This window comes from Roseateles sp. So40a (genome assembly GCF_048081605.1).
In the GTDB taxonomy this organism is placed as follows: domain Bacteria; phylum Pseudomonadota; class Gammaproteobacteria; order Burkholderiales; family Burkholderiaceae_C; genus Roseateles.
Genome location: NZ_CP182288.1, coordinates 4,121,095 through 4,134,061, shown reverse-complemented (window position 1 = coordinate 4,134,061; position 12,967 = coordinate 4,121,095). Strand labels below are relative to the sequence as shown.

The window sequence follows — 12,967 nt, the reverse complement described above, 5'->3', positions numbered from 1 at the left end:
ACCGCTTTTGACGTTTCAAGGGTTGCGGCGGACATCCCACCCGGCGACGTGGTCCAGCGACCAGCGTCCGGGCCCCCGCCCGAGCAGGTAAAGCATGGGCGCGGCCCAGCTCAGGTGGGTGGGCCAAGCCGAGGGGTACACCAGGAACTGGATCACCGCCGTCATGCCGAGCACGCCGAGCGCGGCGAAGCGAGTGAACAGGCCCAGCACCAGAAGGATCGGCAGGACGTGTTCCGCGGTCGTGGCCAGGTAGGCGGCGATCTCGGGCGGGATCAGCGGCAGCGCGTAATCCTGGCGGAAGAGCAGGAAGGTGGTGTCGGTCAGCGTGAACCAGCCTTCGACCTTGGTCCGGCCGGAAAGCCAGAACACGCCGGCGATGCTGAACCGGCTGGCCAGCGCGATGAGGTCGTGCGAGATCAGGCGATCCAGCCAGGCGAGGAGGGCGGACCAGCGGGCGGAACCGGGGCGGGTGCGCGTCGAGGTGCTGGAGAGCGTGTTCATGATGTGGACTCCGTGATGAAGGCGGGTGGGCGCAGGAACGCGCCCTGTTGGAGGAGCCGGGCGAGCTCGGCGCCGATGTCGGCGTCGGTGAAGCGGGCCTGGACCGTGTCGAGGGCCTCGCCCAGCGCGGTGTCCGCGGCGCAGCAGTGGAGCAGGGCGAGCGCGGCCGGGCTGATCTCGCAGGCGATGACCGCGCCGTCAGGGCGAGTCAGCAAGCTGGATTGACCGTGCCAATGCGGCGGGTTCGGGTCGGCACCGTCGGTGCGGGCGGCCTGCCAGAGGCTGAAGGCGGGCCAGTCCGCGCTTGTGAACCAGCGGGTGGCGGGATGAGGTCTGAGCCGCATCGTGGACAGACGGTCCGCGTCCTGGCGGGCGAGCGTTGGCAGGTCCAGGACCGGCCCGTCCGCGGCGACGTGGCTGTGGTTCCAGCCGCGGTCCAGCCGGGCGACATCGGCGAGCCAGGGGACGTCGCCATCGGCGGTGACGCGCTCGACAAGGTCCGGGAAACCGTCGCCGTAATGCTGAAGTTCCCCTGCGGAGGGCGGGCTCGCTTGCGCGAATTCCATCGCGACCGCGCGCATCCAGGCCTCCCCCGCCAATCGATGGACCGCGGGATACAACGACACCAGCGCGTCCACGCATCCCGACAGCACCGTGTTGCGATAGACGGCGAAGCCGGGTTGGTTCGCGGGCGGCCACGCGTCGATGGGTGCGCCCTCGCGTGGCGGGATCCACAGCGCCCGCCAGAAGTCTTCCTGGAAGCTGGCGAGCGTCATGTGAGGCTCTCCTCGCGTCTGAGGTCGAAGGGCAGAAACGGCGACCGGGCGAGCGCGGCATCGTTTCCCGCATCGCTTTTCGCATCGCTTTTCGCATCGCCTCCCGCATCGCGCCCTGGATCGGTGGCGTGGTCCAGGACCCGTTGCGCGATGGCGCGCTCGGCGACGAGTTCTTCGAACGATGGCAGCTTGGCATCACGCTCGAGCAGCGTCGGGCGCGGGCCCATGCGCGCGGTCAAGCGCTCCAGCAGCGCCCAGACCGGGGCTGAGACGGGCGCGTCGTGGCTGTCGATCCACAGACCGGTCGACGCGTCCCCGTCGGGGCGATGACCGGCGATGTGGATCTCCATCACCGCCGCGCTGTCGACCGCGTCGACCCAGGCGGACGCGTCCAGTCCGACATTGCGCGCGGACACGGCCAGGTTGTTCACGTCGACCAGCAGCCCGCAGCCGGTGCGCCGCACCAGCTCGTGCAGGAACTCGACCTCGTCCCAGTCGTGATCCAGTTGCAGGTAGTGGCTGGGGTTCTCGATGGCCACACGACGTCGCAGCGCGTCCTGCAGGCGCTGGATGTTGCCGACCAGGCGGCGCAGCGACTCGGTCGTCCGCGGGACCGGCAGCAGGTCCGGCGCGTAGCCGCCGCCGAAGCGGCTCCACGCCAGGTGCTCGGACACCAGCACCGGTTGCACGCGGTCGACCAGCGCCGCGAGCCGGCGCAGGTGATCGGCATCCGGCGGCTCGATGCCGGCCAGCGACATCGACACGCCATGCAGCGATACCGGATGGCTCGCGCGCAGCGTCTCGAGCAGCGCCAGGCGCGGGCCGCCCGCGACGAGGTAGTTCTCGGGATGGACCTCGAACCAGAGCCCCCGATCGCGCGCGTTCAGCGCGTCCTCGGCGAACTCGGGCTTGAAGCCCAGCCCCGCGCCCAGCGGGGTGCTCATGGCCGTGCGCCGATCAGGACTTCATCGCCGACAGCGAGCCCATGCCCTTGGGCGTCTTGATCGTCGTGCAGGTGCCGGCGGGGACGTACTTCCAGGCATTGGCCTGGTAATCCATCTTGGCCGTGCCGGCGCAGGTGGTGCCGGGCCCGGCGGCGCAGTCGTTCTTGCCGGCCATCGCCACGCCGTAGCAGCGTTCCTTCTCGGCGGCGGCGGGCTTGGCGTCCTGGGCCATCGCGCTGGCGGAGAGGGCGGTCAGGGTCACGAGGGCCAGGCTCAGGGTGGTCGTCTTCATGGGGCACTCCTTGTGCGGTTGAATGAGTTTGCGGTTGTGAGGAGAACGCCGAGGCAGGTTCCTGCGGCGTCTCGAGAGCTAGTTCGCAGCGGCGAGGCCGGGGGTTACAGCGAACGGAAAAATCTGTCGAAAGAATTTCTCGGCGCCCCTGTAACCTTTCGACCCCATGACGCGAATAGACCTCGTGATCGCGACAGAACACGAGTTGCACGAGCTTTTCCTGGCCGGGCTGGATGGGGATGCGGTGGCCTACCGCCGCTTCCTGGACCGCCTGAGCGCCTTGCTTCGCGGGTACTTCCGGCGGCGGCTGCAGCAGCTGCCCGACGAGGTTGAGGACCTGGTTCAAGAGACGCTGATGGCGGTGCACGCGCAACGCCAGAGCTACCGGCGCGGGGAGCCGCTGACCGCCTGGGTGCATGCGGTGGCGCGCTACAAGCTCGTGGACCTGTGGCGACGGCGCGAGCGGCACGAGGCGCTGAACGAGCCGCTGGATGACGAGCTCGCCGTGTTCGCGACCTCGGACCAGGAGGCGGGCGACTCGCGCCGCGATCTGGGCCGGATGCTGGAACAGCTGCCGACGAATCAGCGGCTGCCCATCCTGCACACCAAGCTGGAAGGCTTGTCGGTGCAGGAGACGGCGCGGCTGACGGGCATGAGCGAATCGGCGGTGAAGGTGGGCGTGCACCGCGGGCTCAAGGCGCTGGCGCGCCTGTGGAAGGACATGACATGAAGACCGAGGACTTGATCGGCATGCTCGCGCGAGACGCCAGCCCGGTGCCGACCCGCGTGGGCGAGCGTCGATTCGCGATCGCGCTGGTGATCGGCGTGCTGCTCGCGCTGGCCTGGGTGCAGACCGCCTTCGGCATTCGTGCCGACCTGGGGCAGGTGATGGCGACGCCCGCGTTCTGGCAGAAGGTGGCGATGCCGCTGGCGGTCGCGGCGACCGGGCTGATCGTGGTGTTCCGGCTCGGGCACCCGGGCGCGCGCATGAACGGCTGGTGGCTGGGCGTGTGGCTGCCGGTGTCGCTGCTCTGGATCTGGGCGGCGGCGGTGCTGTGGATGGCCGAACCGCAGGCGCGGATGCCGCTGGTGCTGGGCTCGACCTGGCGCACCTGCGTGTTCAACGTGACCGCGACCTCGCTCCCGATCGGAGCGGCGCTGCTGTGGGCCTTGAGAGGCCTGGCGCCGACCAGACCGGTACTGACCGGCGCGGCGGCGGGCTGGCTGGCCGGCGCGGTGGGCGCTTGTGTCTACGCGCTGCACTGCCCCGAGATGGCCGCGCCGTTCGTGGCGATCTGGTACGTGCTCGGCATGGGCATGTCCGCGGCGCTCGGCGCGTGGGCGGGCAGATCGTGGCTGAGATGGTGAGCGGGGCTCACGAGATATCGCACGGGCTGTCTCAGGGGAGACGTCACGGCAGATAGGACAACGGCAACGCCGTCGTGAACTTCAGCTCCTCCATCGCGAAGCTGGAGCTGACATCCGACAGCTGCGTCCCGGCGATCAGCCGACGGTAGACCTGGTCGTAGGCCGCGATGTCGGGCACCACCACGCGGAGCAGGTAATCCACGTCGCCGCTCATCCGGTAGAACTCGACCACCTCGGGGATCACCTCGACCGCCGCGCGGAACTGGTCGAACCAGGCCTGCGAGTGCTCCTTCGCCCGCACCGACACGAACACCGTCACCCCGACGTTCACCTTCTTCGGATCCACCAGCATCACGTTGCGCGTGATCACGCCCGCTTCCTTGAGCCGCTGCACCCGCCGCCAGCAGGGCGTCGTCGACAGCCCCACCTCCGCCGCCAGGTCGCTGACCTGGACCGAGGCGTCCTGCTGCAACACCTGCAGGATCTTGCGGTCGATGGAATCCAGTTTCGTCATGTCGGTCATCCATGGAATCCATTTGCCGAAACTGGCAAAGGAAAGGCGGATTTTGCATGTGGATTCCAAGGGCGACTTCTGACAATCGACGCCCATGGAAATCTATCTCGACGCCAACGCCACCACCCCCGTCCTGCCGCAGGCCCGCGATGCCGCGCTGTCCGTGATGGCGGATGCCTTCGGGAACCCGAGCAGCATCCACGGCAGCGGGCTGAAGGCCCGTGCCCGGCTCGACGAGGTCCGCGCCACCGCGCGCCGCGTGCTGGGCGCGCCCACCGGGCAGTTGCTCTTCACCTCCGGCGCCACCGAGGGCATCCAGACCGCCGTCCTCTCCGCGCTGACCGCGCTGCGTCGGCGCCAGCTCGCCGGTGAAGCCCTGCCGGCGCGGCTGCTCTACGGCGCCACCGAGCACAAGGCGGTGCCCGAGGCGCTCAAGCACTGGAACGCGCTGCTGGGCCTGGACCGGGAGGTCGTCGCCATCCCGGTCGGCCAGGACGGCCGCCATGACCTCGTCTGGCTGCGCGCGCACGCCGCCAGCGCCGGACTCGTCTGCACGATGGCCGCCAACAACGAGACCGGCGTCATCAGCGACCTCGACGGCATCGCCGACGCGTTGCGCGGCAGCGGCGCGCTGTGGCTGGTCGACGGCGTCCAGGCGCTGGGCAAGCTGCCGCTGCAGCTCGGCGAACGCGCCATCGACTACGCGCCGTTCTCCGGCCACAAGCTCTATGCGCCCAAGGGCATTGGCATGCTCTACGTCCGCGAGGGCGCGCCCTTCACCCCGCTGATGGCCGGCGGTGGACAGGAAGGCGCGCTGCGCTCGGGCACCGAGAACATGGCCGGCATCGCCGCGCTGGGCGCCGTGCTGGACGCGCTGGAGGGCGGGGGCACCTTCGCCTCGCTGAGCCAGCTGCTGGACCGCCGCCAGCGCCTGGCCGACGCGCTGCGCGAGGCCTTCCCCGGCGTCGTCTTCAACGCGCCGTTCGATATCAGCCTGCCGACCACGCTCAATGTGTCCGTGCCGGGGCTGGGCGCCAAGCTGCTGCTGGACCTGTTCGACGCGGCCGGGCTGCGCGTCAGCGGCGGCTCCGCCTGCGGGGCGGCGAAGGCCGCGCCCAGCTACGTGCTGCAGGCGATGGGCCTGCCCGCCTGGCGCGCCGCCTCGGCGGTGCGGCTGTCCTTCGGCGCCGCCGATGCCGACGCCACGATCAACGAGGCCTGCCGTCGCCTGCGCGCCTGCGGCGAATCGCTGCGCGCGACCTGCCAGACGCCGGCCTCCGAGCGCGTGTCCGCCGACGCGACCGGCACGTCGGTGCCGCAGCGCCCGGACCTGCTCACCCGCTTCACCGTCGACGGCGCCTGCTGCTACGTGGTGACCGATGCCGACAGCGGCCGATGCGTCGTCGTGGATCCGCTGCCGGAGCTCACCGGCACCTTGACGCAATGGCTGCGATGTCGCGCGCTGACACTGGCCGCGGTGCTGGACACGCACAGCCACGGCGACCACGCCTCGTCCGCGCAGGCCTTGCGCGACGCCTTGCCCGCGCAACTCGCCGAGGAAGCCTGGCCCGAGCGCGTCGATGCGCTGGGCTGGCCGCTGGGCAGCGAGGTGCTCGCGCTGGGCGCGCATCGGCTGTCGCGGCTGGCGATTCCCGGCCACACGGCCGACTCCACCGCCTACCTGCTGCATGCCGGCGGGGAGCTCCTGGCGGCCTTCGTCGGTGACACGGTGATGCCCGGCGCGCTGGGCCGCAGCGATTTCACGCAGAGCGCGCCCCAGGCCTTCGGGCCCTCGCTCAAGACGCTGGAGAGAAACGTCGGTCCGCACGGCCTGCTGCTGCCGGGCCACGATTACGACGACCGCTTCGCCACGACGCTGGCCGTCGAGTGCGCGGCCCAGCCGCTGCTGGACGGCGTGCTCAAGGGCCGCCTGAGCGCCGAGGCCTTCGCGATCGGCAAGGGCGTGCTGGAACATGACCTCGCGCCGACCGAGTACCAGACCATGGCCTGCGGCGCGCGGGTCGCGTGCACGAGAGCGGGCGAGCGGGTCGAGCTCGACGTGGCGAGCCTGGAGGCGCTGCTGCGGGACCGCGGCGCGACCCCGGTGCTGGTCGACGTGCGCGAGGCCTACGAGGCCCGCATGAGCCCCACCGAGGAGCTCTCGCCCGAGGCGGTGCCGCTGTCGGCGCTGGTCAACGCGCTGCCGCGCTGGCGCGCGTTGCCGGCGCACACGCCGGTGGTCTTCTTCTGCCGCAGCGGCAACCGCAGCGCGCAGGCGGCGCGGGCGCTGCGCCGCCTGGGCCACGATCAGGCCTGGAGCCTGGCCGGCGGGCTGGCCCTGTGGCCGGGCGCGCGCGCGGTGACCACCTCCTTCGACGCGATCGCGATCTGAGGAGTGATCTGACGGGCGATCCGTCGCGCGCCCAGACGCGCGTGCTGGTGCTCGATCTGAGCCGGAGCGCTCAGGGCGCCGGCACGGCCGCGCTGGCGAAGCGCGTGCGGCAGACCTGCTGACCGCGCGCGTCGAGCTCGAAGTCGCTGACCAGCATGATCAGCTTGCTGCCATCGGCGCTGGGCTGCATCGGCGACGAGTAGTTCTGGCACCAGTTCGTCGCCGCCGGCGGATTGAGCACCTTCAACGGTGCGGCCATCGCCGTCCACGGGCCGCTGCCGTCGGCGGTCGAGCTCAGGAAGACCGTGCCGCCGTTGCCCGCCGCGTCGACCTGACCGGCCGCGGTGAACAGGATCTGCCCGACCAGCGCCAGCCGCTGCCGCGCGGGCAGCCAGACTTGCGTCGGCGCGTGGCGGAAGTAGCGGCCGTCGGCGGCCTTGGGCTCCTCGCCGCGCACGGCCGCGTCGCCCCAGTCCAGGCCATCCGCCGAGCGCTTGAACGCGACGCGGCAAGCCAGTCCGGCGGTGCTGCAGTGCTCGTAGCTCAGCAGGTAGCTGCCATCGCCCAGGCGGCTGGTCACCGCCATGCCGGGCCGGTCCGAGGGCTTGACCGCCGCGGCGATCACGCGCGGCGCGGTCCAGGTGGTGCCGTCCGCGGTGCTCATCAGCTTGAGCGTCTGCGAGACGCCAGCCGCGGTGCCGTCGGTCTCGTCGGAATACAGCCTTCGGCACCTACCGGCCGGACCTGTCGCAGGTGGCCGGCCTGCCGAATGCGATGCAGCGCATCGGCGCGCCCAAGCTCTATTTCGACAAGCCGTCCAACCAGTTCGTCGTGCTGTGGCACACGGCCACGGTGCCCGGCGTGCCGGAGGATCCCGAGCGCTACTGGTCGAGCCAGCGCACGCTCTACGCAGTTTCTCCGGACCTGCGTCGTTTCCAGACGGCGCCCAAGCGCTTGTTCTCGTGGGAGATCGCGACGATCGATACGTTCCTGATCGCCAATCCCGAGGGCGGGTACTGCGCGGTGGTGAAGGACGAGCGTTATCCGTCGTACATCTGGACGACAGGCAAGACAATCCGCATGAGCTGCGCGAAGGAGCTGCTGGGGCCGTATCCCGAGCCGGGTCCCGCGCTGAGCCCGGCATTCCGCGAGGCACCGACGCTGGTGCGCGCGCCCAATGGGATCGACTGGTACCTGTATTACGAGCAGTACGCGGGGGCGGGGTATGGGCTGTCGATGGCGCCGAGGCTCGAAGGGCCGTGGGTGGAGGTCTGGGCAACTCGCGACGCAAGGAGTGGGATCGCTTCGAGATGCCCGCGCAGCTGCGGCATGGGTCGATGATGCCCATCACCAAGGCGCAGTACGAGGCGCTGCGCAAGGCGTATCCGGTCAAGTGATCCTCTGACTGCCACGAGCCCTCACCCCCCGCCCTCTCCCGCTCCGCGGGCGAGGGTGTTTGCTACCGATTGACCGTCACGCGGACTGCCTCTATGCTCGGATCCTGAAAGCGCTTTCATAAGCGCGCAGGACATAAGGGCACAGCGATGACGGAGACAAGGACGGGACGCGCCAGCGTGTCCCTCGGATGGACGCTGTCCGCCAAGGGCGCGGACCTGGCGAGCGCGACGCGGCTCGCGCCGCAGCCGCCGCTGGATCTGCAGCCGGTGGCCGCGCTGATGGCCGATCCGGCCATCGCCGGCATGTCCAAGCTGGTCGTCAACAGCGCCAGACGCTTCCAGCGCATCGAGGGCTTTGGCGGCGCGTTCACCGAGGCCGCCGCCACCACCTGGCAGAAGCTCCCGCCCGCGGAAGCCAACGCGCTGCTGCGGGCCTACTTCGACGCGAGCGCCGGCCACGGCTACACCTTCAACCGCGTCCACATGAACAGCTGCGACTTCTCGCTGGGCAACTACGCCCACGCGGAAGTCCCCGGCGACGAGGCGCTGACGCACTTCAACATCGATCGCGACCGCCGCGCGCTGCTGCCGATGATCCAGGCCGCGATGAAGGTCGCGCCCGGACCGATGAAGCTGCTCGTGTCGCCGTGGAGTCCGCCGCCCTGGATGAAGACCAACGGCGAGATGAACAACGGCGGCAAGCTGCTGCCGCGTTACGCCAAGGCCTGGGCCCAGTGCTACGTGAAGTTCATCCAGGCCTATGAGGCCGAGGGCGTGCCCATCTGGGGCGTGTCCGTGCAGAACGAACCCGATGCCGTGCAGCGCTGGGATTCCTGCGTCTACAGCGCCGAGGAGGAACGCGACTTCGTCCGCGACCACCTCGGCCCCGCGCTGCACGCGGCCGGGCTTGAACGCATCAAGGTCGTGATCTGGGACCACAACCGCGACCAGATGGTGCAACGCGCCGATGTCGTGTACTCGGACCCCGAGGCCGCGAAGTACGTGTGGGGCTGCGGCTTCCACTGGTACGTCGAGGACCACTTCGATCACGTCGGCCTGCTGCACGACGCCTATCCCGACAAGCAGCTGCTGTTCACCGAGGGCTGCCAGGAGGGCGGGCCGCACATCGGCTCGTGGGCGACGGGCGAGCGCTACGGACGCAGCATCCTCAACGACCTCAACCGCTGGACGGTGGGCTGGATCGACTGGAACCTGCTGCTGGACGAGACCGGCGGACCCAACCACGTCGGCAACCTTTGCAGCGCGCCGATGCTCGCGGACCGTGAGCAGAACCGGCTGATGCCGCAGAGCTCCTACGACTACCTCGGCCACTTCAGCCGCTTCATCCGGCCCGGCGCGCATCGCGTGCTGTGCTCGGCGAGCAGCCAGGACCTCGAATGCACGGCCGCGATCAATGAGGACGGCAGCATCGCCGTCGTCGTGATGAACCGCAGCGAGCGGGCGCATCGCTTCTCGCTGCGCATCGACGGCCAGGCCGGTGTCGCGTCGCTGCCGGCGCGTTGCATCGCGACCTACCTGCTGCCGCGCTGAGATCGTCATGGACCGCGTCGCGTTCGTGAACTCGACCTCGGCGTCGGACGCGATCGTCGAGACCTCGACGCTCTCTGCCTGCGTCGACGCGCTCTACGTCTATCCGGTGAAGTCCTGCGCCGGTGCGCGCGTGAGCGAGCTTCGCTTCGACGCCGACGGCCGCATCGAAGGCGACCGCGAATGGACCGTCGTCGACGCGCGGGGCGAGCTCGCCTGGCTGGGCTCGCATCCGAAGCTCGCGCTGCTGCAGCCGAAGCTGCTCGGCGACGCGCTGCTGTTGCGCGGTGAGGGCCAGCAGCCGCTGCGGCTTTCGCGCGAGCCCGCGGGCGAGTTGATCACGGCGTCGATCTGGAGCCCGGAGCAAGGCCGCATGGTCGGGCATGACGCGCGCGATGCCGGCGCGCTCGCGGCGCAGTTCCTGCGCGAGTTGACCGGCGAGGAGCTGCGGCTGGTCAAGCTGAACCCGAGCTCGCGGCTGGGCACCGGTCCGAACGCGCTGCATGCGGTGTCCACGGGATCCGTGGTCGAGCTCAACGAGTGCCTGGCGGCTGAAGGGCGTGCGCCGGTGGATGCGCGGCGTTTGCGTCCCAATCTCGTGCTGCGCGAGGCACAGGACCCGCTGCCGCCCTTCATCGAGGAACACGTGATGCAGATGGTCTGGCGGGACGGCGACGCGATCGGCGAGGGCACCTGGCGGCGCCTCGTCCACCGCACGGCTTGCGAGCGCTGCATCGTGCCCAACGTCGATCCGGACACCGGCCACGTGCAGTCCGGCATCGAGGTCGCGATCGCCGCGCTCAGCGCGCAGCGCTGGCCCGGGTTGGCGTCTCGCTTCGGCGTCTACCTGCAGCCGCCGTCCGGCGGTTCGTTGAAGGAAGGCACCGTGCTGACGATGGAGCTGGACTTTTGAGCGCGCCGCGTGGTTTGAGCCGCCGCGGGATGCTCGCGGCGATGACGGTGCCGGCGTGGTCCGGCGTGCTGGTGGTGCCGGCGCTGGCGCAGACGCGCGAGGTGCTGACGGTCGCCGCCTTCCCGCTGATGGACGAGATCGCCCGCGCGGCGATCCCGGCGTGGCAGGCGATGCATCCCGACGTCGAGCTGCGCATCCTGATGCGGCAGTACTCCGACCATCACACCGCGATGACGACGGCCTTGTCGACGGCGGTCGGGCTGCCCGATGTGATGGCGCTGGAGTCGAGCTTCGTCGGCCGCTTCGCGCAGGGGGGTGGTCTGGAGGACCTGCGCCAGGCGCCATTCGGCATCGAGGCCTTCCGTCCCCGGCTGGTGCCCTATGCCTACGACCAGGCGATCGCGCGCAGCGGCGCGGTCGTCGCGATGCCCGCGGACATCGGACCCGGCACGATGCTGTATCGCCAGGACATCCTGGGCCGGGCCGGCGTGGCGCCGGAGGAGCTGACCGTCAGCTGGGACCGTTATGTGGACGCGGGCGAGCGCATCAAGGCGCGCACCGACGCCTACCTGATCGCCAACGTGCAGGAGATCAAGGACATCCTCATCGCCGATGGGCTGAAGCCGGGCGAGGGCGTGTACTTCGACACCGACTCGCGGGTGCTGGTGAACTCACCGCGTTTCGAGCGCGCCTTCGAGGTCGCGCTGCGCGCGCGGCAGAAGGGGCTGGACGCGAAGGTGCAGGCGTGGTCCAACGACTGGGGCGCGGGATTCAAGCAGGGCCGGCTGGCGACGGAGCTTTCGGGCGCGTGGCTGGTCGGGCAGCTCAACGCCTTCGTCGCACCGGAGACCAAGGGGCTGTGGCGTGCGTCGTCGCTGCCCGGTGGGTCGCAGGTGCCGTATGGGGGCACGTTCTACGCGATCGCGCGGAAGTCGGCGCCGTCGCGCAAGCTGCTCGCGTGGCGCTTCATCCAGATGATGACGCTGGATCCAGCGCGGCAGCTGCAGGCCTTCAAGGCCTATGACGCGTTCCCGGCGCTGCGCGACGTGCACGAGGATCCGTTCTTCAGCGAGCCGGTGGCTTTCCTGGGCGGGCAGCGCGCGCGGCTGCTGTGGCGCGAGGACGCGTTGCGGATCTCGGCGCAGCCGGTGCACAAGCAAAACAAGTTCGCCGAGGAGGTCGTGCAGACCGAGCTCGACAAGGTGCTGCGCGGGCAGAAGTCGATCCCGACGGCGCTCGCGGATGCGGAGCAGTTGCTGGCGCGGCGCGCGAAACGATGACAAGGAAGATGCGGATGAAACAACGATTGACGCGGCGCTGGTCCGCGACGCCGCTGATGACGGCGCTGGCGGTGACCGCGATGACGGGCGTGACCGCGCTGGGAGGCGACGCGGTGTCGGCACAAGCGGCACAAGCGGCACAGACCGCGACGGGCAAGAACGGCGCGGCGTCCGGGCCGATCGGCTTGCCGGCGGGATACACGCTGGTGTGGTCGGACGAGTTCGATCGCAACGGCCTGCCCGACGAGTCCAGGTGGGCGTACGACACCGGCATGAACAAGCAGGGTTGGCACAACCGCGAGAAGCAGTACTACGCCGGCCCGCGCATGGAGAACGCGTCGGTGCGCGACGGCAAGCTGGTGATCACGGCGCGCAAGGAGTCGATGTCGTCGTTGCCGGACTGGGGCGGGCAGCAGTACACGTCGACGCGGCTGATCACGAAGGGCAAGGCCGAGTGGACCTACGGCTACTTCGAGATCCGCGCGAAGCTGCCGTGCGGGCAGGGCACGTGGCCGGCGATCTGGATGCTGGGCAGCCAGGGCGACTGGCCGGCGTCAGGCGAGCTCGACATCCTGGAGCACATGGGGCAGAAGCCGGAGTGGGTGTTCAGCACGGTGCACACAACGACGGGGCACGGCGGGCATGGCGTCGGCGATGGCCGCGTGTTGAAGACGGCCTGCAGCGGCTTCCACACGTATCAGATGTTGTGGACGCCGCAGGAGGTGCGCTTCGGCATCGACGGGCAGGTGCATGCGGCGTATCCGAACCTGGGGAAGGGGTCGGCGCAATGGCCCTTCGCCAAGCCGCAGTTCCTGATCCTCAACCTGGCGATCGGCGGGGACCTCGGCGGCGAGATCGACGACCGGATCTTCCCCATCGGCTATGAGGTGGAGTTCGTGAGGGTGTATCAGCAGGGGCGGTGAAGCATCGCGAGGCGGAGTCGGTCAGCCATGACCCCGGCGAAGGCGGCATAAGGACGACCTTGGTCACTTTCGAAATTTCGCCTCGTTTCGATACTGGTGAGCATCCTGAAACCTCCAAG

At 69.8% G+C, this 12,967-nt stretch carries 14 protein-coding genes; 8 read left to right on the top strand and 6 right to left on the bottom strand.

Annotated elements, in window-relative coordinates:
• Positions 1–15: 15 nt before the first annotated feature.
• The 4 genes from ACNI65_RS18790 to ACNI65_RS18775 are packed head-to-tail and all read right to left on the bottom strand — an operon-like array spanning position 16 to position 2,513.
• Entirely contained in the window at positions 16–501 is a 486-nt protein-coding gene (locus ACNI65_RS18790; protein WP_416758619.1) for a DoxX family protein, read from the bottom strand.
• Complete coding sequence (locus tag ACNI65_RS18785) at positions 498–1,277, bottom strand: DNA-binding domain-containing protein (RefSeq protein WP_416758618.1); 780 nt, start codon at positions 1,275–1,277, stop codon at positions 498–500. Before ACNI65_RS18785 ends, ACNI65_RS18790 begins: the two co-directional genes overlap by 4 nt.
• Positions 1,274–2,221, bottom strand: coding sequence for a DUF692 domain-containing protein (locus ACNI65_RS18780; protein ID WP_416758617.1), 948 nt, complete (start codon positions 2,219–2,221; stop codon positions 1,274–1,276). The genes ACNI65_RS18785 and ACNI65_RS18780 overlap by 4 nt, the downstream gene beginning before the upstream one ends.
• 13 nt (positions 2,222–2,234) lie before the next feature.
• Complete coding sequence (locus tag ACNI65_RS18775; RefSeq protein ID WP_416758615.1) at positions 2,235–2,513, bottom strand: DUF2282 domain-containing protein; 279 nt, start codon at positions 2,511–2,513, stop codon at positions 2,235–2,237.
• A 166-nt stretch (positions 2,514–2,679) separates the two neighbouring features.
• Here ACNI65_RS18775 and ACNI65_RS18770 point away from each other — a divergent pair, with 166 nt between their 5' ends.
• Positions 2,680–3,243, top strand: a complete 564-nt coding sequence (locus ACNI65_RS18770) for a sigma-70 family RNA polymerase sigma factor (RefSeq protein WP_416758614.1) — start codon at positions 2,680–2,682, stop codon at positions 3,241–3,243.
• Positions 3,240–3,881 carry an NrsF family protein gene (locus ACNI65_RS18765; RefSeq protein WP_416758612.1) on the top strand — a complete coding sequence of 214 codons (642 nt, stop codon included), beginning with the start codon at positions 3,240–3,242 and terminating at the stop codon, positions 3,879–3,881. The genes ACNI65_RS18770 and ACNI65_RS18765 overlap by 4 nt, the downstream gene beginning before the upstream one ends.
• A 43-nt stretch (positions 3,882–3,924) precedes the next feature.
• Here the strand turns inward: ACNI65_RS18765 and ACNI65_RS18760 are convergent, their stop codons facing one another.
• Positions 3,925–4,386: an Lrp/AsnC family transcriptional regulator gene (locus tag ACNI65_RS18760; RefSeq protein WP_416763653.1), complete on the bottom strand. Its 462-nt coding sequence runs from the start codon at positions 4,384–4,386 to the stop codon at positions 3,925–3,927.
• Positions 4,387–4,489: 103 nt separating this feature from the next.
• Between ACNI65_RS18760 and ACNI65_RS18755 the strand changes: the two genes are divergently transcribed.
• Complete coding sequence (locus tag ACNI65_RS18755) at positions 4,490–6,787, top strand: aminotransferase class V-fold PLP-dependent enzyme (protein WP_416758610.1); 2,298 nt, start codon at positions 4,490–4,492, stop codon at positions 6,785–6,787.
• Between the two features lie 70 nt (positions 6,788–6,857).
• Here ACNI65_RS18755 and ACNI65_RS18750 read toward each other — a convergent pair whose 3' ends face one another.
• The gene (locus tag ACNI65_RS18750) at positions 6,858–7,451 is read right to left on the bottom strand and encodes a hypothetical protein (RefSeq protein WP_416758609.1); all 594 of its coding nucleotides are present in this window, start codon (positions 7,449–7,451) and stop codon (positions 6,858–6,860) included.
• A gap of 89 nt (positions 7,452–7,540) precedes the next feature.
• On the opposite strand from ACNI65_RS18750, the gene ACNI65_RS18745 reads away from it, so the two are divergent.
• From ACNI65_RS18745 to ACNI65_RS18725, 5 genes are all read left to right on the top strand, one after another.
• Entirely contained in the window at positions 7,541–8,128 is a 588-nt protein-coding gene (locus tag ACNI65_RS18745; RefSeq protein ID WP_416758608.1) for a hypothetical protein, read from the top strand.
• Between the two features lie 233 nt (positions 8,129–8,361).
• Positions 8,362–9,735 carry a glycoside hydrolase family 30 protein gene (locus tag ACNI65_RS18740; RefSeq protein WP_416758607.1) on the top strand — a complete coding sequence of 458 codons (1,374 nt, stop codon included), beginning with the start codon at positions 8,362–8,364 and terminating at the stop codon, positions 9,733–9,735.
• Positions 9,736–9,742: 7 nt separating this feature from the next.
• Complete coding sequence (locus tag ACNI65_RS18735) at positions 9,743–10,645, top strand: MOSC domain-containing protein (RefSeq protein ID WP_416758605.1); 903 nt, start codon at positions 9,743–9,745, stop codon at positions 10,643–10,645.
• Positions 10,642–11,925 (top strand): ABC transporter substrate-binding protein, encoded by a 1,284-nt coding sequence (locus ACNI65_RS18730; protein WP_416758604.1) that lies wholly within the window; start codon positions 10,642–10,644, stop codon positions 11,923–11,925. Before ACNI65_RS18735 ends, ACNI65_RS18730 begins: the two co-directional genes overlap by 4 nt.
• Before the next feature lie 14 nt (positions 11,926–11,939).
• The gene (locus ACNI65_RS18725; protein ID WP_416758603.1) at positions 11,940–12,848 is read left to right on the top strand and encodes a family 16 glycosylhydrolase; all 909 of its coding nucleotides are present in this window, start codon (positions 11,940–11,942) and stop codon (positions 12,846–12,848) included.
• The last annotated feature ends 119 nt before the right edge of the window (positions 12,849–12,967 follow it).

Bases quoted from the DNA above. Each gene is read 5' to 3' on its own strand.
- ACNI65_RS18790 (WP_416758619.1), bottom strand. From the start codon at position 501: ATGAACACGCTCTCCAGCACCTCGACGCGCACCCGCCCCGGTTCCGCC.
- ACNI65_RS18785 (WP_416758618.1), bottom strand. From the start codon at position 1,277: ATGACGCTCGCCAGCTTCCAGGAAGACTTCTGGCGGGCGCTGTGGATC.
- ACNI65_RS18780 (WP_416758617.1), bottom strand. From the start codon at position 2,221: ATGAGCACCCCGCTGGGCGCGGGGCTGGGCTTCAAGCCCGAGTTCGCC.
- ACNI65_RS18775 (WP_416758615.1), bottom strand. From the start codon at position 2,513: ATGAAGACGACCACCCTGAGCCTGGCCCTCGTGACCCTGACCGCCCTC.
- ACNI65_RS18770 (WP_416758614.1), top strand. From the start codon at position 2,680: ATGACGCGAATAGACCTCGTGATCGCGACAGAACACGAGTTGCACGAG.
- ACNI65_RS18765 (WP_416758612.1), top strand. From the start codon at position 3,240: ATGAAGACCGAGGACTTGATCGGCATGCTCGCGCGAGACGCCAGCCCG.
- ACNI65_RS18755 (WP_416758610.1), top strand. From the start codon at position 4,490: ATGGAAATCTATCTCGACGCCAACGCCACCACCCCCGTCCTGCCGCAG.
- ACNI65_RS18750 (WP_416758609.1), bottom strand. From the start codon at position 7,451: ATGAGCACCGCGGACGGCACCACCTGGACCGCGCCGCGCGTGATCGCC.
- ACNI65_RS18735 (WP_416758605.1), top strand. From the start codon at position 9,743: ATGGACCGCGTCGCGTTCGTGAACTCGACCTCGGCGTCGGACGCGATC.
- ACNI65_RS18725 (WP_416758603.1), top strand. From the start codon at position 11,940: ATGAAACAACGATTGACGCGGCGCTGGTCCGCGACGCCGCTGATGACG.